Annotated in this window: 20 protein-coding genes; 3 read left to right on the top strand and 17 right to left on the bottom strand. The window is 57.8% G+C overall.

Translation table 11 applies throughout. The annotated features are described in order from the left end of the window. Nucleotides 1-154: 154 nt before the first annotated feature. Nucleotides 155-1,327 carry a patatin-like phospholipase family protein gene (locus ACSFE6_RS19850; protein WP_435429173.1) on the top strand — a complete coding sequence of 391 codons (1,173 nt, stop codon included), beginning with the start codon at nucleotides 155-157 and terminating at the stop codon, nucleotides 1,325-1,327. Nucleotides 1,328-1,417: 90 nt separating this feature from the next. Here ACSFE6_RS19850 and ACSFE6_RS19855 read toward each other — a convergent pair whose 3' ends face one another. From ACSFE6_RS19855 to puuE, 8 genes are all read right to left on the bottom strand, one after another. Then, nucleotides 1,418-2,203, bottom strand: a complete 786-nt coding sequence (locus tag ACSFE6_RS19855) for an outer membrane protein OmpK (protein ID WP_435429174.1) — start codon at nucleotides 2,201-2,203, stop codon at nucleotides 1,418-1,420. Between the two features lie 373 nt (nucleotides 2,204-2,576). Further along, nucleotides 2,577-3,362, bottom strand: a complete 786-nt coding sequence (locus ACSFE6_RS19860) for an outer membrane protein OmpK (protein WP_435429175.1) — start codon at nucleotides 3,360-3,362, stop codon at nucleotides 2,577-2,579. A gap of 171 nt (nucleotides 3,363-3,533) precedes the next feature. Further along, nucleotides 3,534-4,886: a nucleobase:cation symporter-2 family protein gene (locus ACSFE6_RS19865; RefSeq protein WP_435429176.1), complete on the bottom strand. Its 1,353-nt coding sequence runs from the start codon at nucleotides 4,884-4,886 to the stop codon at nucleotides 3,534-3,536. 138 nt (nucleotides 4,887-5,024) lie between these two features. After that, the gene (locus tag ACSFE6_RS19870) at nucleotides 5,025-6,329 is read right to left on the bottom strand and encodes a urate hydroxylase PuuD (RefSeq protein WP_435429177.1); all 1,305 of its coding nucleotides are present in this window, start codon (nucleotides 6,327-6,329) and stop codon (nucleotides 5,025-5,027) included. Between the two features lie 51 nt (nucleotides 6,330-6,380). Beyond that, nucleotides 6,381-6,884 (bottom strand): ureidoglycolate lyase, encoded by a 504-nt coding sequence (locus tag ACSFE6_RS19875; protein WP_435429178.1) that lies wholly within the window; start codon nucleotides 6,882-6,884, stop codon nucleotides 6,381-6,383. Between the two features lie 120 nt (nucleotides 6,885-7,004). After that, complete coding sequence (gene alc, locus ACSFE6_RS19880) at nucleotides 7,005-8,000, bottom strand: allantoicase (RefSeq protein WP_435429179.1); 996 nt, start codon at nucleotides 7,998-8,000, stop codon at nucleotides 7,005-7,007. A 90-nt stretch (nucleotides 8,001-8,090) separates the two neighbouring features. Next, a complete protein-coding gene (gene uraD / locus ACSFE6_RS19885) occupies nucleotides 8,091-8,606 on the bottom strand; it encodes a 2-oxo-4-hydroxy-4-carboxy-5-ureidoimidazoline decarboxylase (RefSeq protein ID WP_435429180.1) in 516 nt (171 codons plus the stop codon). Further along, entirely contained in the window at nucleotides 8,603-9,529 is a 927-nt protein-coding gene (puuE, locus tag ACSFE6_RS19890; protein ID WP_435429181.1) for an allantoinase PuuE, read from the bottom strand. The genes uraD and puuE overlap by 4 nt, the downstream gene beginning before the upstream one ends. Before the next feature lie 434 nt (nucleotides 9,530-9,963). Between puuE and uraH the strand changes: the two genes are divergently transcribed. Then, nucleotides 9,964-10,317 (top strand): hydroxyisourate hydrolase, encoded by a 354-nt coding sequence (uraH, locus tag ACSFE6_RS19895; protein WP_121105928.1) that lies wholly within the window; start codon nucleotides 9,964-9,966, stop codon nucleotides 10,315-10,317. Between the two features lie 135 nt (nucleotides 10,318-10,452). On the opposite strand, the gene ACSFE6_RS19900 is transcribed toward uraH, so the two are convergent. The 5 genes from ACSFE6_RS19900 to ACSFE6_RS19920 all read right to left on the bottom strand — a co-directional run bounded on the left by ACSFE6_RS19900 (nucleotide 10,453) and on the right by ACSFE6_RS19920 (nucleotide 18,381). Next, nucleotides 10,453-12,006, bottom strand: a complete 1,554-nt coding sequence (locus ACSFE6_RS19900; RefSeq protein WP_435429182.1) for a hypothetical protein — start codon at nucleotides 12,004-12,006, stop codon at nucleotides 10,453-10,455. A gap of 135 nt (nucleotides 12,007-12,141) precedes the next feature. Next, nucleotides 12,142-15,393 (bottom strand): calcium-binding protein, encoded by a 3,252-nt coding sequence (locus ACSFE6_RS19905; RefSeq protein WP_435429183.1) that lies wholly within the window; start codon nucleotides 15,391-15,393, stop codon nucleotides 12,142-12,144. A gap of 201 nt (nucleotides 15,394-15,594) precedes the next feature. Further along, on the bottom strand, nucleotides 15,595-16,224 hold the full coding sequence (locus ACSFE6_RS19910) for a LysE family translocator (protein WP_435429184.1): 630 nt from the start codon (nucleotides 16,222-16,224) through the stop codon (nucleotides 15,595-15,597). 72 nt (nucleotides 16,225-16,296) lie between these two features. After that, a complete protein-coding gene (locus ACSFE6_RS19915) occupies nucleotides 16,297-17,646 on the bottom strand; it encodes an NCS2 family permease (RefSeq protein WP_085716882.1) in 1,350 nt (449 codons plus the stop codon). A gap of 291 nt (nucleotides 17,647-17,937) precedes the next feature. Then, nucleotides 17,938-18,381, bottom strand: a complete 444-nt coding sequence (locus tag ACSFE6_RS19920) for a MarR family transcriptional regulator (protein WP_435429185.1) — start codon at nucleotides 18,379-18,381, stop codon at nucleotides 17,938-17,940. An 82-nt stretch (nucleotides 18,382-18,463) separates the two neighbouring features. On the opposite strand from ACSFE6_RS19920, the gene ACSFE6_RS19925 reads away from it, so the two are divergent. After that, the gene (locus ACSFE6_RS19925) at nucleotides 18,464-19,630 is read left to right on the top strand and encodes a PLP-dependent aminotransferase family protein (protein ID WP_435429186.1); all 1,167 of its coding nucleotides are present in this window, start codon (nucleotides 18,464-18,466) and stop codon (nucleotides 19,628-19,630) included. A 177-nt stretch (nucleotides 19,631-19,807) separates the two neighbouring features. Here ACSFE6_RS19925 and ACSFE6_RS19930 read toward each other — a convergent pair whose 3' ends face one another. From ACSFE6_RS19930 to ACSFE6_RS19945, 4 genes are all read right to left on the bottom strand, one after another. Beyond that, complete coding sequence (locus tag ACSFE6_RS19930) at nucleotides 19,808-20,179, bottom strand: glutathione S-transferase N-terminal domain-containing protein (RefSeq protein ID WP_435429187.1); 372 nt, start codon at nucleotides 20,177-20,179, stop codon at nucleotides 19,808-19,810. Between the two features lie 103 nt (nucleotides 20,180-20,282). Next, the gene (gene folE / locus ACSFE6_RS19935) at nucleotides 20,283-20,828 is read right to left on the bottom strand and encodes a GTP cyclohydrolase I FolE (RefSeq protein WP_007988130.1); all 546 of its coding nucleotides are present in this window, start codon (nucleotides 20,826-20,828) and stop codon (nucleotides 20,283-20,285) included. 77 nt (nucleotides 20,829-20,905) lie between these two features. Next, a complete protein-coding gene (locus ACSFE6_RS19940; RefSeq protein WP_435429188.1) occupies nucleotides 20,906-21,463 on the bottom strand; it encodes a Smr/MutS family protein in 558 nt (185 codons plus the stop codon). 89 nt (nucleotides 21,464-21,552) lie between these two features. After that, entirely contained in the window at nucleotides 21,553-21,873 is a 321-nt protein-coding gene (locus ACSFE6_RS19945) for a hypothetical protein (RefSeq protein ID WP_435429189.1), read from the bottom strand. Between the last annotated feature and the right edge of the window lie 62 nt (nucleotides 21,874-21,935).

The following is a 21,935-nucleotide window of genomic DNA, read 5'->3' on the forward strand; positions in this document are numbered from 1 at the left end:
CCCCCCCCCCCCCCCCCCCCCCCCCCCCCCCCCCCCCCCCCTCTCCCCCCCCCCCCCCCCCCCCCCCCCCCCCCCCCCCCCCCCCCCCCCCCCCCCCCTACAGGGGAAGAGGTTGCGGTATTGAAATCCCATCAAGCAGCATGGAGCGTTGTGTATGAGTCCCGCTGAACCGGTTACAGGGTTGATTCTTTCGGGCGGCGGGGCTCGAGCGGCCTATCAGGTGGGGGTGCTGGCGGCGATTGCCGAGTTGTTGCCATTGGGCGCGGACAACCCGTTTCCGGTGATCGTCGGCACCTCTGCCGGGGCGATCAATGCGGTCAGCCTGGCCAGCGGGGCGATGGACTTTCGCGGGGCCATCGAGCGCTTGACCGACTTCTGGCAAGGCTTTCGCAGCCATTTGGTATTGCGCAGTGATTGGCCCGGGGTGATCCGCCAGGCCAGTCGTTTTGTCAGTCACAGCCTTTTGGGATTGGGAAGTCAGGTGCCGGTGGCGCTGCTTAACAGTTCGCCACTGCGCGGCTTGCTCAACGACAAGTTGCACATGAGCGGCATCGACGAAGCCATCGCCCAAAAGCAATTGCAGGCAGTGGCGGTGACGGCATTCGGTTACGAGTCCGGTCAGGCCGTCACCTTTTATCAGGGCGGCGGCACCATCCATGCCTGGTTGCGCCATCGGCGAATTGGCGTTCCGACCCAATTGTCCGTTGAGCATCTGCTCGCCAGTTCGGCCATTCCACTGCTGTTCGCCCCGGTGAAAATCGGCGAGGAGTATTTTGGCGATGGCGCGGTGCGCCAGTCGGCACCGATCAGTCCGGCCCTGCACCTGGGCGCCAGTCGAGTACTGGTGGTGGGCGTCAGTGGCAACCCGCGGGGCGTCGATCCGGAGCAACCGCTGCAACGTGCCTGGACTGGTCAGCAGCCGACCCTGGCGCAGATCGGCGGGCACATGCTCAACAGTACGTTCATTGACAGCCTGGAAAGCGATATCGAGCTCCTGCAGCGCTTGAATCAGTTCAGTCACCTCATGCCCGATAGCGCACCGATCCGTACGCTGGGTGTGGCGCCAGTGGAGGTATTGGTGATTTCACCGAGCCAGCCGATCGACGAGATTGCCGCGCGCCATCGCCAGGAATTGCCGGCGGCGCTGCGTCTGTTCCTGCGCGGGCCGGGGGCGACCAAAACGAGCGGGGCAGGGGTGTTGAGTTATTTACTGTTCGAGGCGGGGTATTGCAGCGAGTTGATTGACCTGGGGCGGCGGGATGCGCTGGCCAAGAAGGATGAGTTGTGCCGGTTTCTCGGGTTGTCGGAGCCGGTGGTTTCGGCCTGAGATCCGCCGCGCGGCATTCGCGAGCAGGCTCGCTCCCACAATTGACCGCAATTCAATGTGGGAGCGAGCCTGCTCGCGAGGTTTTTCAGATCAGAAGTGCACCTTGACCAGGAAGCTGGTCACGCTCTGATCGGTCTTGAAGCCATCGCTGTCTTCGATACCGTACTTGTTTTTCCAGTAGTCGTATTCGACACCGACGTACAACTGCTTCGCACCCAGATTCAATGCCTTGCCCAGGTCGTACTTGATCTGCGGATTGAAGTGCAGGTTGGCGTGGTATTCGCCTTTGCTGTTTACGTCATTGTCGACGACCCAGTCCATGAAACCGTCGATGAGCACGTCGGAATCGCCCACCGGGATGGTGTAGGACCAGACCGGGGTCACCTGCCAGATATCGTCACCCGGACGGCTGCCTTCGGTGTGACGGTTGTAGAAGTTCAGCTGGAAGTAATCGAAGCCCGGGATGGCCAGGTCGAAGCCTGGACCGATCAGGTAGGACTCGGTGTCGTCTTCGCCGAACTCATAGGTCATGGCCAGCAGGACGTCCTTGATCGGACCGAACTCCAGCTTCTGGTCGAAGATCTTGTTGAACGACAGACGCGGGCTGAATTCGCCGTAGTAAGAGTTTTCACCGGCGAAGGCGTCTTCCTTGCCGTTATAGAAGATCTTGTCGACGAAGAAGAAGTTGTCGCCGTATTTCCAGCCATCGGCGTGTTCGAAGGTCACTGTCTGCTGGATGCGCGGATTGACCTGGAAATCCTTGCCATACAGGTAAGTCAGGCTGTTGTTCTGCCATTGCAGCAAGTCGCCGGCCATGGCCTGGCCCCCCGCCAGCATTGATCCCGCCAGCATCAGGCTAGTGCACGTGCGTTTCATTCGGTTGCTCCCAAAAAGTAGAGGTTTCACGTTTTTTTAAGGTCGACGCTCTGGTGTGGCGCCTTTTTCTGTAGCGATAAAAAATTGTCCATACGGTCAGCTTTGTTGCTGTGAGCAAGCGCTGTGCCAAGGCCCTCGAAAAACAAAAAAACTCCCGCTCGGCTGCTCAAAAACAGTCGATTGAGAGTGATTGGGGGATTGCCTTGGTACCGTCCAGAGCCGGGATAAGTTGGCTTTCTGGTCAGGAATTAAATCCGGGCTTTTTTTTAAAGCGGATTCAGGCGGCCGCGGAGAATACTGACTCCTTGGCCAGGTCTCAAGTGCCCCGCAACAGCGCACCGACGACAGGTTTTTGGCACGGTTGCGGGTCATCTTAGAAATGCACCTTCACCAGCAGGCTGGTGGTGTTTTCGTTGGTGTCGAAGTTGCCGCTGTTTTCGATGCCGTACTTGTCTTTCCAGTAGCTGTACTCGACACCGACGTACACCTGTTTTTCACGCCAGCCGAAGGCTTTGCCCAGGTCGTACTTGATCTGCGGATTGAAGTGCAGGTTGGCGTGGTAAGTGCCGTGCGAGTTCTCGTCGTTATCCACGACCCAGTCGATGTAGCCGTCGATCAACAGGCTCGAATTGCCCAGGGGCAGGGTGTAGGACCAGGCCGGTGTGATCTGCCAGACATCATCGCCGGGACGCGAGCCTTCGGTTTGGCGGTTGTAGAAATTCAGGGTGAAAAAGTTGAAGCCCGGCACCTTGAGGTCGAAACCGGGGCCGATCAGGTAAGCCTCGGTGTCGTCTTCGCCATTCTCGTAGGTCATGGCCAGCAACACGTCCTTGATCGGTCCAAATTCCAGCTTTTGATCGAAGATCTTGCCGAAGGACAGACGCGGGCTGAATTCGCCGTAATAGGCGTGAACGCCTTTGTTCCGGTCTTTCTCGCCGTTGTAGTAAGTGCTATCGATGAACATGAAATTGTCGCCGTACTTCCAGCGGTCGGCGTGTTCGAACGTTACCGTCTGCTGGATCGACGGGTTGACCGCGAAGTCCTTGCCATACAGATAGCTCAGGCTGTTGGTCTGCCACAGCAGCAAATCGCCGGCCATGGCCTGGGTTGCCGCGAACAGGCCGCCGAACAGCAGCAGGCTGGTTTGGGTACGAATCATCTGTTGCTCCCTCTTGTTGTTATTTTTGCGAGGCGCAGGAATCCCCGGCCCTGTAGGAGCGAGCTTGCTCGCGATGATCGTCAACGATTACGCGTGTTACCTGGATAAACGCGGTGTTCTTGAGTCCATCGCGAGCAAGCTCGCTCCTACAGGGAGGCGTGTCTTTGCCTGTCAGTGGGCGTGGCAGTCGTTGGCGGCGGCGCGTTCGGCTCCGCCAAGGATGTTGAACAACAGGTTCAGCGTCAGGGCGCTGAGGGTGGCCATAGCGATGCCGCTGTGGGTGATCGGGCTCATCCACACCGGCAGGTGGGCGAAAAACTCCGGACGCACCACAGGGATCAGGCCCATGCCGATGCTCACTGCCACCAGCAACTGGTTGCGACGGTCACCGATATCGGCTTCCTGCAGAATCTTGATGCCGGTGGCGGCGACCATGCCGAACATCGCAATGGCCGCACCGCCCAGCACCGCGGGTGGAATCGACGCCACCAGAAACGCCGCTTTGGGCAGCAGGCTCAGGACGATCAGCAAGCCACCGGCAACGATGGTCACCGAACGGCAGCGCACGCCGGTCATCTGCACCAGGCCGATGTTCTGGGCGAACGAGGAGTGGGTGAAGGTGTTGAAAAAACCGGCGAAGAACGAGGCGCCGGCATCACACAGCAAGCCACGACGCAACATGCGCGGGCAAACCTCTTGACCGGTGATCTTGCCCAGCGCCAGGAACATCCCGGTGGACTCGACGAAAATAATCACCACCACCAGGCACATGGAGAGGATCGGCGCCAGTTCGAACTTCGGCATGCCGAAATGCAGCGGGGTGACGAATTGCAGCCACGGCGCCTGGGCCATGCCGCTGAGGTCGACCATGCCGATCAGGCCGCAGAGCACGTAGCCCAGGCACATGCCGATCAGCACGGAAATATTGACCCAGAAACCGCGCATGAAGCGATGCACCAGCAGGATGGTGCCCAGCACCAGCGCAGCAATGGTCAGGTAAATAGGGGAACCGAATTGAGCGGCTTGAGCACCGCCACCGGCCCAGTTCACGGCCACGGGGAACAGCGACAAACCGATCGAGGTGATGACCGTGCCGGTCACCAGTGGCGGGAAGAAGCGCACGACTTTGGACATGAATGGCGCGATGAGCATGCCGAAGAAACCGGCGGCGATGGTGGCGCCGAAGATGCCTTGCAGGCCGATGCCCGGCATGCCGGCCATGGCGACCATGCTGCCGACGGCGGCAAAACTGGCGCCCATCATCACTGGCATGCGGATGCCCATGGGGCCGATGCCCAGGGACTGGACAATGGTGGCGATACCGGCGACCAACAGGTCGGCGTTGATCAGGAAGGCGATTTCTTCACGACTCAGGCCAGCGGCCTGTCCGATGATCAGCGGCACCGCGATGGCTCCGCCGTACATCAGCAGAACGTGTTGCAGGCCAACAAGAATCAATTGCAAGAGGGGTAAACGCTGAATGGCGGGTGCGTCGGGGATGCGTGCTTGGGATAGCTCGGACATGCAACACCTCGGATCATTTTTATTCTTGTGATTTTTGTATCAGGTTGACCGCGGCGCGGCCGTTCGCGAGCAGGCTCGCTCCCACAGGTTGTGTGTTGCCTGTGTGGGAGCGAGCCTGCTCGCGAAGCTTTTTGCTACTTAGTTGGTCGGTGCACCCTGAACAATCCAGGCGCCGATCAGGTCACGTTCCTGCTGGGTCATCTGGGTGATGTTGCCCAGTGGCATGATCTGTGTGGCGACGGCTTGTGCCTGGATCCGCGCAGCGTTCTGGCGAATCTGCTCGGGGGTGTCGAACATCACACCGGCCGGGGCCGCGCTGAACAGCGGGCTGGTTGGTTTGGCCGAGTGGCAGACCGCGCAACGCTCCTGAATCACGCTGTGGACCTTGTCGAAGCCAGGACCTGCGTTGGACGCTTGTGCTGGTGCGGCTGCCGGAGTCTCGGCCGGTTTGGCTTCAGCCGGTTTCAAGCCGCCGCCCTGTGCCGTTTCCGGCAGAGGCTGGTACTCGATGGCAGCAGGGGCCTTGGCCACTTCCGGAGAGCTGGACATCGGCTTCGGACCGGACACATAAGCCAGGCAGATCATGCCCACCGCTGCCACCGGCAGGGTCCAGGCAAACTTGTGGCTGTCGTGACGGGTGTTGAAGTAGTGACGCACCAGCACCGCCAGGATCGCAATCCCGGCCAGGATCAGCCAGTTGTACTGGCTGCCGTAGGTGCTCGGGAAGTGGTTGCTGATCATGATGAACAGCACTGGCAGGGTGAAGTAGTTGTTGTGACGTGAACGCAGCAGGCCTTTGGCCGGCAGTGCCGGGTCGGGCGTGCGGTTCTCGGCGATGGCCGCGACCAGCGCTCGCTGTGCCGGCATGATGATGCGGAACACGTTGCCGACCATGATGGTGCCGATGAGCGCACCGACGTGCAGGTACGCACCACGTCCGCTGAACACCTTGCTGAAGCCATAGGCCGCGCCGATGATCAGCACGAACAGGATGGCGCCGAGCAGGGCAGGGTGTTTGCCCAGGGCCGAGTCGCAGAGGAAGGAGTAGACGAACCAGCCGATGAACAGCGAACCCAGACCGATGGCCACGCCTTCAGGGCCGCTCAGGGTGCTGCCCGGAGCCAGCAGGTAGAGCGTCGGGTTGGCATAGAACACCACGCACAGCAGCGCGATACCCGACATCCAGGTGAAGTAGGCTTCCCATTTGAACCAGTGCAGGTTGTCCGGCATGGTCGGTGGAGCCAGTTTGTATTTTTCCAGGTGATAGATGCCGCCGCCGTGGATCGCCCACAAATCACCGGCCAGACCGCTTTTCGGGTTGACCCGATTGAGGTTGTTTTCCAGCCAGACGAAGTAGAACGATGCGCCGATCCAGGCCACACCGGTAATCATATGAACCCAGCGCACGCTCAGGTTCAGCCATTCCAACAGATGTGCTTCCACAGTCTTTACCTCTCGCCCGTCACGCTTGTTTTCGCGTGATCGGACCTTCTCTTATTGGTGGGGGGCGAGGATCAAACGCTCATCCTCTTTGAAAAAATGCTCATCGCAGTTATTGCCTGTGCCACTGCGATCAACCACCAGGAAGTCATCCCGCTTTTCGATCGTCAGCACCGGGTGGTGCCAGACGCCGCGATGGTAATTAATGCCCTGCCTGCCGTTGGTGACGAAGGCGCGGACCAAGCCTGATACAGGTACATCGCCAAGTGGCGCGACCACGATCAGAAAGGGGTTGCCGAGCAGCGGAATGAAAGCCTGGCTGCCCAGCGGATGGCGCTCCAGCATGCTGACGGTCAGCGGCATGTCCTGCACGTCGGCGCGGAAAATGCTGATGATCGCGTTGTCCTCCGGCGTGGCAGTTTCCACCGTCGCCAGTTTGTGAAAGCGCATGGTCGAACCGTTGTTGATCATGAAGTGATCGCTGCCGTCGGTTTCGATCACGTCACCGAAAGGGGCGAAGGCTTCTTTGGTCAGCGGTTCAATCGTCAGTGTGCGCATGCTGGTCTTCTTGTCTGGATTCTGTGTTGTTGGTTCTGTTGCTATCGCCAGCAGGCTGGCTCCCACATTTGGAATGTATTCCCCTGTGGGAGCCAGCCTGCTGGCGATTGGGTTCAGCGCTTATTTAGCGACCTTGCCCAGAACGCGCAGGCGGCTCACACCACCATCCGGGAACACGTTCAGGCGGATGTGGGTGATTGGCCCCAGCGCCTTGATCTGCTCGGCGAAGGTGTGTTCGGCGTGCATTTCCAGCTTCTGGCTTGGCAGCAGTTCGCGCCAGAACAGCGATTGGGTTTCGATCTGGCTGTCGGTGCCGCCTTTCACGAAAGCGCCCTGGATCGAGCAGCTGTCCGGGTAGTTGCCCTTGAAGTGCAGGGTGTCGACGATGACTTTCTCGACTTCACCGGCATGACCCAGCGCGACGATCACCCAGTCATTGCCCGGGGTGCGACGACGTGCGGTTTCCCAGCCGTCGCCCATGTTGATGCCACGGCCTGGGTTGAGGATGTTGCTCATGCGGCCGAAGTGTTCGTCGGAGCAGGCGAGGGCGCGACCGCCGTTGAGGGCTGCGGCCAGGTCGACTTGTTCGTTATCGCCGATGGCCGACCAGTCGCGGAACGGCACACCGTACACACGCAGACGCGCCACGCCGCCATCCGGGTAAATGTTGAAGCGCAGGTGGCTGAAGGCCTGCTCGTTGTTGATCTCGTGGTAGTGGTGGCTGTTGCCTTGCAGCTCGACGGCCGACAGCACTTCGGTCCACTGGGTGTTTTCGTTCGGCTCGCCTTCAGCCAGGAAGCAGGCTTCCAGGGACGCCGATGGCGGGAAGTTGCCGGTGAAGAATGAAGTGTCGATGTCCACGCCCTTGATCGAACCCGGTACGCCCAGGCGGATCACTGCGCTGTCATAGCCTTCGAAGCGCTTGCGGCGCGACTCCCAGCCATCCATCCACTTGCCGTTGTCATCGAACACGCCCTCCTTCCACACGGCCGGGGTTGGTTGGAACAGACGGTTGGCGTCTGCGAACCAGTCATCGGTGACCGAGATGATTTTGGTGCCCAGGCGGGCGTCGGCCAGGTTGACGAACTTCTCGAAAGGTACGGCGTAAGCTTTCATTCTTCTTGTCTGCCTTTAAATAAGTGGCTTGGGATGCTCTCGGGGCTTTGGTCTCGCTCGGCGTTCATGAACGAGCCTGGGCCTCGATTGCTATAGGGTCAGTAAACGGAACAGGGCGATCTTGTTGATCTCCGCCAGCGCGCACTTGAACTCGGTGTCGACCGGGTTGTGAATGCGCGTTTCGAACGCTGCGAGGATCTGATGCCGGTTGCTGCCTTTTACCGCCATGATGAAGGGAAACTTGAACTTGGCTTTGTAGGCGTCGTTCAGCTCGGTGAAGCGCTGGAACTCTTCGGCCGTGCATTGGTGAATACCGGCGCCAGCCTGTTCATTCGTGCTGGCTTCGGTCAGTTGCCCCTGGACGGCGGCTTTGCCGGCCAGGTCCGGGTGAGCGTTGATCAAGGCCAGTTGGCTTTCGTGATCAGCGCTCAACAGGATGTCGCTCATGCGCTGGTGCAGGGTTTCGATTTCGTCGATCGAAGCGTCCTGGCCCAGGTCGAAGGCCTTCTCGGCCACCCATGGCGAATGTTCGTAGATGTCGGCGAAGGCTTTGACGAAGGCGTCGCGGCTCAGGGTCGATGGCTTGAGGGTTTGAAAGGTGCTCATTTGGCAGCCCCTTGGTACGGGTGGGTTTCCTGCCAATGGCGCGCGATGTCGACGCGACGGCTGAACCACACCTGTTCATGACTTTTAGCGTATTCGATAAAGCGCTTGAGCGAAGCCAGACGCGCCGGACGGCCGATCAGGCGGCAGTGCAGGCCGATCGACAGCATCTTCGGTGCTTCGGCGCCTTCGGCGTACAGCACGTCGAACGCGTCCTTGAGGTATTCGAAGAAGTCGTCGCCCTTGTTGAAGCCCTGGACCTGGGTGAAACGCATGTCGTTGGTGTCCAGGGTGTACGGAATCACCAGGTGCGGTTTGCCGGTCGGATTGTTCGGCTCCCAGTAGGGCAGGTCGTCGTCGTAGGTGTCGCTGTCATAAAGGAAACCGCCTTCTTCCATCACCAGGCGACGGGTATTCGGACCGGTGCGGCCGGTGTACCAGCCCAGCGGGCGCTCACCGGTGATTTCGGTGAGGATGCGGATCGCTTCGAGCATGTGCTCGCGTTCCTGGTTTTCGTCCATGTACTGGTAGTCGATCCAGCGGTAGCCGTGGCTGCAGATCTCATGGCCGGCATCAACCATGGCGCGGATCACGTCCGGGTGGCGCTGCGCGGCCATGGCCACGGCGAAAATGGTCAGCGGGATGTCGAATTCCTTGAACAGTTTCAGAATCCGCCAGACGCCGGCGCGGCTGCCATACTCGTAAAGGGATTCCATGCTCATGTTGCGCGCGCCTTGCAGCGGCTGCGCCGAGACCATTTCCGAGAGGAAAGCTTCGGATTCCTTGTCGCCGTGCAGGATATTGCGCTCGCCACCTTCTTCGTAATTGAGCACGAAGGACAGGGCGATACGAGCATTGCCCGGCCAGTGTGGGTGAGGAGGGTTACTGCCGTAACCGGTCAGGTCGCGTGGGTAGTCAGCGCTCACTGCAGTCTTCCTTCTTATTCGTGTTGACAGGTTTGTGTGGCGCGCCTGTGGATGAGAAGTCAGGCTGGCGTCACAGCGATGGACTGATTGTATACAACTTTATATTCACTTTGTAAGCCTGATTTTTTGCATTTTTCGCTAACGGTCATCTTCGCGTGTGATTGGGATGAGCCTGCAAGAATTTTGCCTGGCTGGTCAGCTAATGGCTGTAGGGTTCAGTACCGTTGTGGTTTGGCAGTCAATCGGCGGGAAATCGACGGAGGGTGCCGTTGATCGTAAAAATGTCGCTTTTATTGTGTACAATTTTTTTGAAAAGTGTCTTAATCAATCGCTCGCCGCAGCTTTTCGTGTTCCGAAACGGTGCGGTCTCCTTTTAACTGACTTCGGGAGGCGCGAGGTCTGACTGCTTTCACGCAGGCAGGCGCGCAGAATCAATGGGACGTTTGACTACTCACGTTTTGGACGCTGCACACGGTTGCCCGGGCAGTTCGATCAAGGTCGAGCTGTACCGCGTTGAAGGTTCGCAACTGGAATTGGTCGCCACTGCGACAACCAACAGCGATGGCCGTGTCGATGCACCACTGCTGCAAGGCGATGACTACCGCACAGGGGTCTATCAGGTTCAGTTCCATGCGGGGGATTACTACCGCGCCCGTGGCGTCCAGTTGCCTACGCCGGCGTTCCTGGATGTCGTGGTGCTGCGTTTCGGCATCTCGGCGGAACAAGATCACTACCATGTGCCGCTGCTGATTTCGCCCTACAGCTATTCGACATATCGCGGCAGCTGATCCCCCAAGCAGCTGCCTCACCCTGGAAGCGACTGCGCATATAGCTTCTTTGGTCTTTCGCCCGCTCACACTGCGGGCTTTTTTTATGCCAATGGGCGTACTCGCCGGCAGGGCCGGCGAGATGAAAGGCGACTGTCAGCCTTCCCGGATGATGAACACAGACTGCCATCCCGATGAGGTTGTCTGGATTCCACCCAGTAGCCATATCACTTTGTTTTGATCGTGTGCAGTGAGCAGGGCGGTTCGGGCTGGCACGCCGATTCGGGTTGTCAGTTGAGGGTCGGCAAGTTCATTGCCCGGCGGGGTAACGTCCCTGATTGCATAGCCATCGACACGACCGAGTTTCAGGAAGAAAACCGCATCGTGATTCGCGCGGGTAAAGACCAGCGTTGGTTCCGAGTGTGCCCTCGACAAAGGAAAAACATTGTACCCGTTACGTTCCAGCACGCTGGCTACCAACTGCTTGAGGTTGTAATCGGAAGGTGAGGCGTTGTAGTGGTACCACTCCGTGGGGAAGTAGTTAGGTGCGAAGTCCAGACGTCGCAGGGCTCCGGTGGCATCGGGGGGCGTCAGTGCCAACCAGCCCGTATTTGTCGTTCTGGCAATGACAGGCAGCAGAAGCAGCGGGTCGGCCAGTTCCCGTCGAGGGATACGTGCACTGCTGGCGTCGGCCCAGTTACGAAAAGTCTGTTTCAGAACCATAAGGCCTGAGGCGTTAATGATGTTGGAATGATCGGCTTGGTTAAATACGCTTCTTGCGACGTCATTTAATGAAGCGTCCGCGAAATCCCTGAAGGTTTCAGCTACATAGCCGGTCAGGCTCTTTTCGAATGGAAGGGGGTTGTCCAATACTTCCCACTGACCGTTTTTTTTGACTGCCCATAGGGGTTGCAGTGATGGATCGTCATGCAGCATCTGTTCGAAGGCTTCGTAGCGCGAAGGTGAAAACCGAGGGTGTTCCAGAAAAGCGACTTCAGTGCTCTGCAGGGATCCCTGGGGCACGATTCGATAATGAAGCCCATTGATCTCCAGGGACTCCGCCGATTGGGGTTTTGTCGAACTTCCCCAGTTTCTCCATAACGCAGAAGAGAGATCTAAGGGAGAGGAGGGCTGCGCGAGAAGGTCTGAGAGAAGTGGATTCGCTTGGGCTAGATTGCTGGCACCTTCTTGCGGGCTGGGGTTTGGATCGCCTGCAACATCCGCATTTTTCCGACGCCAGTACGCCGTATCGGCGATTCTTTCCAGTATCGGGCCTGAGGCGATTAGCTCATTGGCCGACGATGCTTGGTACTCGCCATCTTCTCGGCGTCGGACCAGAGTGACGCCTTCATTCTCGATCTCTGCGTACATCGTGTTGCGTTGGCCATAACGTAGGCCGTCGGCAAGGGGAGCGGGCAACCTCGGTACCAGGGCGGAGGGCAGGAAGTTGATCTCCGATGTCGCGCCGACGGGGTCGATTACGAGTGGCCCAGGCGTGGAAATGTCCACCACCATGATCTGAGGTTCTTGTGGGATATTGTCTGATCCTCTCTCTGGTTGTCGGTTACCCGGTAAGCCGGCTGTGGGCTCGGATGTGCCGGAACCGGGCAAATTGCGCCAGGGGGTGTTGCCGTCCTCGGGCGAAGGATTTCTGCCAGGCAGGCCTGTTTCCGGTGGGTTGGGTCTTACTACTTTTTTTGGTGGCTTCATGCCTAAGTTACTCCAAGAGGTGGCGAAAGGAATCACCGTTACTCGTCACGTTTAACGCAGTGGTTGATGATTAGGTACAGCGACTGGTGTGTGGCAATCAAGGCAACAATGACTGTGTGTGGATTGGAAGTTTTATTACGTGGTGTGCAGGTAGATTTCGTCAAAAATCAGATCGACTTTATAAACGGTGCTGTAGCCGGTGATTAAGTATATTTCTTCGATGGGGGTGTCCTTACTCTCATATTCTGGGAGCTGAATGACAGTGTGTCCTATCAGTAGTCTGTTTTTCGATAGTTTTCGGGTGGTGGGTTCTAGAAGATTGGTTACGAAGTACCAGGTTGATGCGTTGGATGTTTTTCTGAGCGCGCCTGGTGTTGATATATGAAGCTGGGTATTTGATTCGAGATAGATATAGTAATGGGCGCCCTTTCCCTCAAGTCGTAATGTCGTGTTTTGCAGCAAGGCGGGGATGTTGACAACCTGCGAGTGAGAATCCAGTGCGATGATTTTGCCATCTTCAGGCGGGAGAAAGAGGTAGGTCCCCGTCCGCTTTTTCAGCATTTTCATGCCGTCTATTTGTATATTACCCAATGTGTCTTTGTATGCAGCGTAAAGATTCGTAGGCGGCATTACTCGATAGGAAATCCCATCACGCATCGTAATGATCAGCTCCTGATTTAACTTCAGAGGTGTGCGCATGTCAAAAGAGTGGGTGAAATTTGAATAGGTGAAGTGTCCGTCCGATGTGAAGTTCTTGAGTTTGATTGTTTTATTGTGAAAAAATAGTTGTAGTGTAATGTCGCTAATGGTTCTGATTGGACGGGTAATACTGTTGTTGCTTTGGACGGTGCAGTCGGCTTGTGTTCTGAGTAGCTCATCGCTGTCGTAGTCTATGTAGAGGGTGTTTAGAATGTTTTTATCTGTTTTTGTGGTTGTTATCTGACTATCGGTAGTGTCTCTGTTTATGAAGTAGTTCGAGTTTTGTCTGGATGATATTTCATATTCAGAACGATTGATGATCAATCGCGCTGGCTGTTTACCCTGCGCCAGAATCAAAACTTCAATGTTGTGGCTGTCGGTGCCATCCAGTTCATCGGGAAAGTCGGGAGCAAGTTGAAAACCGTCCTGGGTCAGGAACCGTAGTTTCTGCTCTTGAAATATGCGTTTGTTTGCCGTTTTTTTATAAACATCCTTGATGATCACCTGACTGTCTGGAAGTTCTCCATCTTTGCCGCAGCGCGACAAGATCACCAATGAGGTGTCCTCAATGGACCATTTCAGAATGTTCTCAAACGTCCAGTCCATGATGATCACGCTTTCTTCCTGCGCGCCCTCACGGATGGTCACGGTGCCGCTTTTGTGAGCAACGAAATATCGGTCTTTACCTGTTTCACCCGCGGCGTCCCCATTGCCGCTCATCAGATAAATCGTGTCATCGCCAGCGCCTGCGTTGATTCGGTCATGACCTCTGGAAACGATGCGATTTGCATCGCGTGAGCCTTGGACGACGTTTCGGGCACCGGCCAATGTCTCGACGTTTTCAATGCTTTTCAACATTGTGTGGAACTCTAGGGGATCAAACGCAGGGCTGCCGAGCCGGCTTACCCAACCATTTCCCAGGCCGATAAAAAAACCGCTGTAGAAGGTTTGCTCTCGAGGATCGAGCCGGCCTTGGAATGCCAGCGTGTCACTGCCGTCACCGCCCGAAATTTGATTTGTGGGGCCAGGAAGTCTGCGTGCCTTGAGTGACCGTGCGGCGTCCTCGAACAGGAAGCGATCGTCCTTTTCGCCACCGGTCAGGTCCTTCACCCCTGTGCCGTAGCTGAAAAGATTAGGTTTTTTTTCGATACCGATAACGGTGTCTTTTCCACCTCCCAGCAGCCAGAAGGTTGCTTTCGAATCGCCGTCTGCCCCCTTCACCACCCCGGCAAGATCCGAAGGCAGCCCGTTGCGGGCGTCGATGGTGTCGTCTGAGTCCTCAATCACTGGCTCCTTGATCTCCGTGGAACCCCACGATTCGTTTCCTTGATCATCCTGTTCGAACCAAGGTACCTGGGTAGCCTTCAGCGACACATCTATCTTGCCGTTCACGATAGCTTCAACACTGTCCTTCATTTGTCCATCGAGCCACCTTCGCGCTCTGTTGGTGAGTGATTTCGCGTGCTGGTCCTTGGTGAATGCGATGTCGAAGCGGTCCTGTATGTGTTGCGGTGCAGCCTGGTTCAGAAACGCAAGAAAACCTGTTTCAAGGCGTTCACCCAGGCTCAGATCTATGTAGTCATCGATGGTATCCACCTGGCGGACGGCACTGTAAATCTGGGATCCGACAATCAGAATGGCTGCCGCCGCGATGCCCAGCGGACCCGCATGGGCGAAGCCGGCCAGGGCCGCCGTGCCTAAAATCAAGGTCAGCGCGGCGCTGGTCAGGTTCATGCCGGCAGCGACGTAATGATCCAAGGCCTCCTTGCCAGTGGTCCGGGAAGCATCGTTCAGTGCCTTGATTGCGAAATAAATGTCAAACGGAAGGGTCAGCGCGCCTGCTATCAAACCCGCTCCGCGTGACAGATGCAGGCCAAAGCGGGTTTTGGCGAAACCCTGGTAGATGTGAGCACTGTTTTCAATCAACTCTTGTGCGCCTTTTATCAGGCCTCGCTCGATGATCAGCGATCCCAGCTCTGTTACGACTGCGCCGGCATTGACCGCCGCGTCGGTGCGATCGCCCGTTTTGATGGCATCGGAGATACCCATCAAGCCGCTGTAGATACCGAATGCCTGAAGCCCGACCCCCATGCTGTTTACGACATTGCTTTTTTGTTTGTTGACCCAGTTGGGGACATTCTCGGGTAAGCGGGTATCACGTATGTCCAGTTTCTGCGCTGATTTCAAAAGCCTGTCGATCTTTTGCGTGTGAGTGCTTTGTGCTTCGCTGAACAACGGCGGTGCATCGACCGAGCGATGGGTTGCAATCTCGAACAACAGGGTCGGTATCGTGTAGTCGCCAACGGTTCCGCTCCCTCGGATACGACGTTCGACATCAGCCGGGTTCAGTTGCAAGCCGTCAATAAATGCTTGGGGCGGGCGGCGAAAGTTGCTGTTGTAGATATCCAGAGGCTTGCCGTGAACCAAGGCATTCATCAAATGAAGCTCTACACGGCTGACCGTAAATTGACCAAGGTGCAGCGGTCCGTAATGTTGATCAAGAGCCCGCAGGACCCGTTCACGTTTGTGGGCGGATCGGGGGCGCTGCTCCTTTTCGGCCGAAGCGCCGTTGCTGCGGATAAAGTCAGCAACTTCCTGATCGGCCGTAGCCAGGTCAGGTGGATCAATGTCCGAGACTTTGATCGAGTCGTAGTCTGTTGCGTCGGGAGATGTGAAGCGTTGTGCCATGCGAATGTCCTTGTCAGGGAGTTTTGAAAAACCTTGACCCGAACTGTAGGGAGGCGTGTTGTTCGCAAAGCGATAAATATATAGGGCGTGTGTTTCTACCGATGACGTTACGCCCGACGTTTTATCGGGTGAACAGGCGAAAACCCATCCGCGGACTCAATTTGCCGGGATGGGTGAGAAGGGGGAAACGTTCGAGGGGTATCAGTGCCCGCTCAACAGCGAGGCAGTGCCTGCGCTACCGAATAAACCGGCACTGATCCGGTTGAACCAACTCTGGCCTTTGCCCGAACGCAAGTATCTGGCTGCACCGTGAGCGCCAAGCCCATAGGCGACCTTGCACAGCAGGTCCAGCACGGTCCAGGTAGCAATCATCACCAGCAATTGCGGCAGGAACGGCTGTTCGGCGCTCAAGAACTGCGGCAGGAACGCAGCGAAGAACAGGATGTCCTTTGGATTGCTGGCGCCCAGCATAAACGCACGACCGAACAAGGCACGAAAACGTGGCACCGGCGCAGTCTGAGGCACATCAGCACCGACCGATGGCTGACGCGATTGCTGCCAGCTTTGCCAGGCGAGGTAGAACAGGTACAGCGCACCGACGATTTTCAACGCACTGAACAACTGCTCCGATGCCAGCAGCAATGCGCCCAGACCCAGTGCCGAAGCGCTCAACAGGCAGATCGAGGCACTCACGCCGCCGAGAAACGCCGGATAGGAGCGGCGCAGACCGTAGTTCAGGCTGTTGCTGATCATCAACAACGACAGGGGCCCCGGGATCAGGATCACGATCAGCGCAGCGCTGCTGAACAACAGCCAGGTTTCCAGATTCATCACTTTCCTCCATTTGCACAAAAGCCCCACCCGACGGGGTGAGGCTGGTTTGAAACGTGTTCCGTACGTGGTTTACAAGAAGATGAACTTGGCGATGAAGATCGCGCAGAGCACCCACAGGCTCACGGAAATTTCCTTGTACTTGCCGGTCCCGGCCTTCAGCGCCACATAGGTGATGAAGCCCAGCGCGATACCGTCGGCAACCGAAAAGGTCAGCGGCATCATGATCGCGGTGACGATTGCCGGAATGCTGTCGGTCGCTTCGTCCCACTCGATGTGCGCCATGCCGCCCATCATCAGCATGGCGACATAAATCAGCGCGCCGGCGGTTGCATAGGCAGGGATCATCCCGGCCAGCGGTGCGAAGAACATGGCCGCAATAAATAGCACACCTACGGTCACAGCGGTAAGACCAGTCCGACCACCCGCCGCGACACCCGCGGCACTTTCCACGTAGCTGGTAACAGGAGGAACACCGACCACCGCACCGAATACGCTGGATGCGCTGTCGGCTTTCATGGCACGGGAGAGGTTTTCGATCCGACCGTCGGCGCCCACCAGGTTGGCGCGCTGGGCCACACCCATCAAGGTGCCGGCGGTGTCGAACATGTGCACGAAAAGGAAGGCCAGCACCACGCTGATCATGCTGACGTTGAACACGCCGGCAACGTTCATGGCCATCCAGGTCGGGGCCAGACTCGGCGGGGCGGACATGATGCCCTCGTAGTGCACCAGGCCAAGACCCCAGCCGGCCAGGGTTACGGTAATGATGCTGATCAGGATCGCACCGAACACCTTGTGATAGCTGAGGATCGCGATCATCAGGAAGCACACGGCGGCGAGCAGCGGGCCGGGTTCGCGCAGGGAGCCGAGCTTGATCAGGGTTGCCGGGCTATCGACGACGATACCGGCGGTTTTCAAACCGATCAGCCCCAGGAACAGACCTACGCCAGCGCCCATGGCGAAGCGCAAGCTGACCGGAATACTGTTCAGCAGCCATTCACGGATCCTGGAGAAGGTCAGGATCATGAACAGCACACCGGACACGAACACTGCACCCAGCGCCGTTTCCCAGTTGTAGCCCATGGTACCAACCACGGTGTAAGTGAAGAATGCGTTCAGGCCCATGCCCGGTGCCAGGCCGACCGGCCAGTTGGCGTACAGGCCCATCAGCAGGCAACCCAGTGCCGCGGCGATGCAGGTGGCGACGAACGCCGCACCATGGTCGATCCCGGCGTCCGCCATGATGTTGGGGTTGACGAAGATGATGTAAGCCATGGTGATGAAGGTTGTCAGGCCGGCAATCAGCTCGGTCTTCACCGTGGTGCCATGCAAGCTGAGTTTAAAGATGCGCTCCAGCCAGCCATTGCGTAAAGGCGGCGAGAGATCCAGCGTCGATGCTTCGGATTTGCGGCTTTCCACAGCGAGTACTCCTCAAGAGTTTTATTTTTATTTCCAGGGCCGGACCCGAGGGGGTGGCAGCGGCCCTTTGAGGTACTTGCGAATTTGTTGACCGCCTGGTCAGGAACTCGCACGAAGTGGATTATGCTTTTGTATACAAATAAAGCAAATAATGTTTTTGATTTTGTGGACGAAAAGTTTGGCAATAGAGATATATCGCCTGACAGGGCGCCATCGCGAGCAGGCTCGCTCCCACAGGGGAAATGCGGTCACCTGTGGGAGCGAGCCTGCTCGCGAATGGTTTTTGAGGAGTCAGATTTTTTGTTGATTCTCACCAAGCGCCAGATTCACTGCCAGCCAGCCATTCACTGCCGTCTCCCCAGCCTCGGCAAACACCCGCTCCAGCAACTTCACCTGTTCACGGCGCAATGACTGCTCAAAGCGCGCACCCTCATCGGTCAGTTCCAGCAGTCGTTTGCGCTTGTCCGTCTCGGACGCGACGCTGTTCACCAAGTGCATTTCCAGCAACTGCCGCAGCGGCATGTTCAGCGCCTGCTTGCTGACGCCGAGCAGTTCCAGCAACTCCTTGACGCTGAGGTTCGGATAACGGGCGATGAAAAACACGATGCGCTGGTGCACCCGGCTCAGGCCGCGACGCTCAAGCATTTCATCGGCTTTGGCGGTGAAGGCCTGGTAACCGAAGAAAAACGCTTCCATGGCCTGCTGCTGGGAAATCGGGTTTTTAAGGTCAAGCATGTTGACGTATCCGCGTGGGTTATCGTAATTTCGGTCAATAAGTTTGACTCATTTCCTTCTGGCCCCGCTACCGGTGATCCCCATGGCTTTTTCCGAACGTGTCTCGCGCCTTAAAAGTTCTTTGATTCGTGAAATCCTCGCCGCCGCCCAGCGTCCGCAAGTGATGTCGTTCGCCGGGGGCTTGCCGGCCGAGGCCATGTTGCCCAAGGTCGAATGGTCCGACATGCCTGTGTCCATGGGGCAATACGGTATGAGCGAAGGCGAGCCGGTATTGCGGGAAGCCCTGGCGGCCGAGGCGCGGGCTTTGGGTTTGCCGTGCGAAGCGAGTCAGGTGCTGGTGGTCAGCGGTTCCCAGCAAACCCTCGATCTGGCGGCCAAGCTCTACATCGACAAAGGCACTGAAATTGTCCTCGAGGCCCCGACATACCTGGCGGCGTTGCAGATTTTTCAGCTGTTCGGCGCCGATTGCCTTACCGTGCCGCTGGAAGCCGACGGCCCGAACCTGATGCAACTGCGTTTGCGCCTGGAACAACATCGTCCGGCATTCATCTACCTGATCCCGACGTTCCAGAACCCGTCGGCTGTGCGTTATAGCGAAGCCAAGCGCGAGGCCGTGGCGGCATTGCTGGATGAGTTCGGTGTCACGCTGATCGAAGACGAGCCCTACCGCGAACTGACCTTCGATGGCGGCAGCGCCAAGCCGATTGCCGGACGCCTGAAAAGATCTAGCTGGATCTACACCGGCACGGTATCGAAAACCTTGTTGCCCGGTTTGCGCGTGGGGTATCTGATCGCCAGCCCGGACTTATTCCCGCACCTGCTCAAGCTCAAGCAATCGGCAGATCTGCACACCAATCGGGTTGGCCAGTGGCAAGCGCAGCAGTGGATTGGTAGCGAGGCACTCCAGCAGCATTTGAGCGAGTTGCGCGACTTTTATCGGGTGCGTCGCGATGCGTTTCAGGCGGCACTGCAAACGCATTTTGGCGATCTGGCGGATTGGAACATGCCCCAGGGTGGGCTGTTTTTCTGGCTGACGCTCAAGCAGCCACTGGACACTCGCACGGTGCTCAATGCGGCGCTGGCCAACGACGTAGCGTTCATGCCGGGGGAGCCGTTCTTCCCGGAACCGGACAACCACCACGGGCACTTGCGGTTGAACTTCAGCCACATTGACCCGGCGCGATTGGATGAAGGGCTTGGGCGATTGGCAGCGGTGGTGCGTCAGGCTCAGGCGGTTCAAGCGGCTTAAGGATTAGTAGAAATGAATAAACCGGTCATTGGCCGGTTTATTTTTGTCCGAAGATCCTCTGTGTCTGATCTGGCCTCATCGCGGGCAAGCCCGCTCCCACAGGGTTTTGTGAGCGCTACAAATCATTGTAGGAGCGAGCTTGCTCGCGATGAGGCCATCAATCACACCACAAAAACATCAGATAGCAGCAAAACGCTTATCCAGATAATCAATGATCACCTTGGACTCATACATCCAGGTGGTCTTCCCATTTTCTTCGATGCGCAGGCACGGCACCTTGATCTTGCCGCCTTGCTCCAGCAGGGTCTGGCGATCCTGTTCGTTGTTCTTCGCATCGCGCAACGCCACCGGCACATTCAGGCGACGCAGGGTGCGGCGGGTTTTCACGCAGAACGGGCAGGCGTGGAACTGATACAGGGTCAGGCCCTTGGCGGCGACTTCGACCTGGGCCTGAGCGGCGGCGGGGCGCTGCTTCTTACCGGGGCGAGTGAGGAAGTCGATGAAGATGATCAGTTGGCCGAGGCCGACACGAAGCGCTTTGACGAACACGTTACAAGCCTCACGGGGCGAATGAAGAAGGCGCGCAGCTTACCTGATTTTTTGCAGGCGAAAAAAAACCGGCGATGAAAGCCGGTTTTCTTCGTGCGGCGAATTACTTGATGAGGCTGAGGAATTCGCTGCGGGTTGCGGCGTTCTCACGGAACTCACCGAGCATCACCGAGGTGATCATCGTGGAATTCTGCTTTTCCACGCCGCGCATCATCATGCACATGTGCTTGGCCTCGATCACCACCGCAACACCCAGTGCACCGGTGACCTGCTGGACCGCATCGGCGATCTGGCGGCTGAGGTTTTCCTGGATCTGCAGGCGGCGGGCGTACATATCGACGATCCGCGCGACTTTCGACAAGCCCAACACCTTGCCGCTCGGAATATAAGCGACGTGGGCCTTACCGATGAACGGCAGCAGGTGGTGTTCGCACAACGAGTACAGCTCGATGTCCTTGACCAGCACCATTTCGCTGTTGTCGGAGCTGAACAAGGCACCGTTGGTGACTTCTTCGAGCGTCTGTTCATAACCGCGGCAGAGGTACTGCATGGCTTTGGCGGCACGTTTTGGCGTGTCGAGCAGGCCTTCGCGGGACACGTCCTCGCCCAATTGGCCGAGGATCGCGGTGTAATTCTGTTCCAGGGACATGAAACTACCTGTGGGATTTTACGCAAAGAACAAGGGTACGGTGGCGGACACGACGCTGCAAGCGTGATGCATCAGCTTTACTCGTCGCGACCTTCCATCATGGTGCGTTTGAGCATCACATAAACCGCTCCGGCCCCGCCGTGTTTCGCCTGGCAGGAGGTGAAGCCGAGCACTTGGGGATGCTGGCGCAGCCAGGTGTTGACGTGGCTTTTGATCATCGGTCGCTTGCCGTCCAGGCGCACAGCCTTGCCATGGGTGACGCGCACGCAGCGGATTTCGAATTTGGTCGCTTCGGCCAGAAAAGCCCAAAGGGTTTCCCGGGCCTTTTCCACGGTCATGCCATGCAGGTCGAGGCTGCCTTCGAACGGAATCTGTCCGACCTTGAGCTTGCGCATCTGGCTTTCCTGCACGCCGTCACGGGCCCACATCAGTTCGTCTTCCGGTCCGACATCGATGACGAACTGATCGGACAGCCCGTCGACGGTGGTGGTCTCGGTGCGCACGGTGGCGGCCTGCCGCAGCTTGGCGATCTGCGCGCGGTCGGCTTTGGGTTTGCCGGTTTCGGCGCGATCGTGCTTGATGGGCTTGACGCCCTGGATCGCGTTTTTGAAAAGGGAAAAATCGTCGTCTTGCATGTCAGCCTCCGCGAAGGGCGGCCAGTTTACCCAACTCGAGGCGAATGGGCGCGCAACAATACGCGCGGTGTTCGATTGCGACGTTGGGCTCAGTCGTGTTTTTTCATCAAGTGCGGGGACATGGCCAGCTCCGCCGACTGACGTGAGCGACGCCGGCAGCGGCGCCATAACCACACACCGATGTACAGCACGAACAAGCCAATGGCCAAAATCACGGCCGCACCGGCGCGGTTGGTGTTCAACTCGCCCAAGGCGGGTGCGTGGCCAAGCAAGCTGGCGACACCGGCCATGGCAAGCAACACTCCGCACGTTGCCAGCAACGCAGCGAACGCTGCGCCGATTCGAAATCGCCAATTGCGTTGGCCTTTGGGCCGCAAGCGGCGAGCGTCAAAACCATCGGATAACTTCATTCCGACCTTCCTCAATGGGTATCGGCCCTTCGACCGGAAGTTGACCGGGATGTTCCTGAGGC

The sequence above is a fragment of the Pseudomonas baetica genome (assembly GCF_051216495.1).
Taxonomy (GTDB): Bacteria; Pseudomonadota; Gammaproteobacteria; order Pseudomonadales; family Pseudomonadaceae; genus Aquipseudomonas; species Aquipseudomonas baetica_B.

Coding starts and splice junctions, on each gene's coding strand:
- ACSFE6_RS19850 (WP_435429173.1), top strand. CDS start 155: ATGAGTCCCGCTGAACCGGTTACAGGGTTGATTCTTTCGGGCGGCGGG.
- ACSFE6_RS19910 (WP_435429184.1), bottom strand. CDS start 16,224: ATGAATCTGGAAACCTGGCTGTTGTTCAGCAGCGCTGCGCTGATCGTG.
- ACSFE6_RS19860 (WP_435429175.1), bottom strand. CDS start 3,362: ATGATTCGTACCCAAACCAGCCTGCTGCTGTTCGGCGGCCTGTTCGCG.
- ACSFE6_RS19900 (WP_435429182.1), bottom strand. CDS start 12,006: ATGAAGCCACCAAAAAAAGTAGTAAGACCCAACCCACCGGAAACAGGC.
- ACSFE6_RS19920 (WP_435429185.1), bottom strand. CDS start 18,381: ATGCTTGACCTTAAAAACCCGATTTCCCAGCAGCAGGCCATGGAAGCG.
- ACSFE6_RS19925 (WP_435429186.1), top strand. CDS start 18,464: ATGGCTTTTTCCGAACGTGTCTCGCGCCTTAAAAGTTCTTTGATTCGT.
- ACSFE6_RS19875 (WP_435429178.1), bottom strand. CDS start 6,884: ATGCGCACACTGACGATTGAACCGCTGACCAAAGAAGCCTTCGCCCCT.
- uraH (WP_121105928.1), top strand. CDS start 9,964: ATGGGACGTTTGACTACTCACGTTTTGGACGCTGCACACGGTTGCCCG.
- folE (WP_007988130.1), bottom strand. CDS start 20,828: ATGTCCCTGGAACAGAATTACACCGCGATCCTCGGCCAATTGGGCGAG.
- ACSFE6_RS19905 (WP_435429183.1), bottom strand. CDS start 15,393: ATGGCACAACGCTTCACATCTCCCGACGCAACAGACTACGACTCGATC.
- alc (WP_435429179.1), bottom strand. CDS start 8,000: ATGAAAGCTTACGCCGTACCTTTCGAGAAGTTCGTCAACCTGGCCGAC.
- uraD (WP_435429180.1), bottom strand. CDS start 8,606: ATGAGCACCTTTCAAACCCTCAAGCCATCGACCCTGAGCCGCGACGCC.
- ACSFE6_RS19855 (WP_435429174.1), bottom strand. CDS start 2,203: ATGAAACGCACGTGCACTAGCCTGATGCTGGCGGGATCAATGCTGGCG.
- ACSFE6_RS19940 (WP_435429188.1), bottom strand. CDS start 21,463: ATGCAAGACGACGATTTTTCCCTTTTCAAAAACGCGATCCAGGGCGTC.
- ACSFE6_RS19865 (WP_435429176.1), bottom strand. CDS start 4,886: ATGTCCGAGCTATCCCAAGCACGCATCCCCGACGCACCCGCCATTCAG.
- ACSFE6_RS19945 (WP_435429189.1), bottom strand. CDS start 21,873: ATGAAGTTATCCGATGGTTTTGACGCTCGCCGCTTGCGGCCCAAAGGC.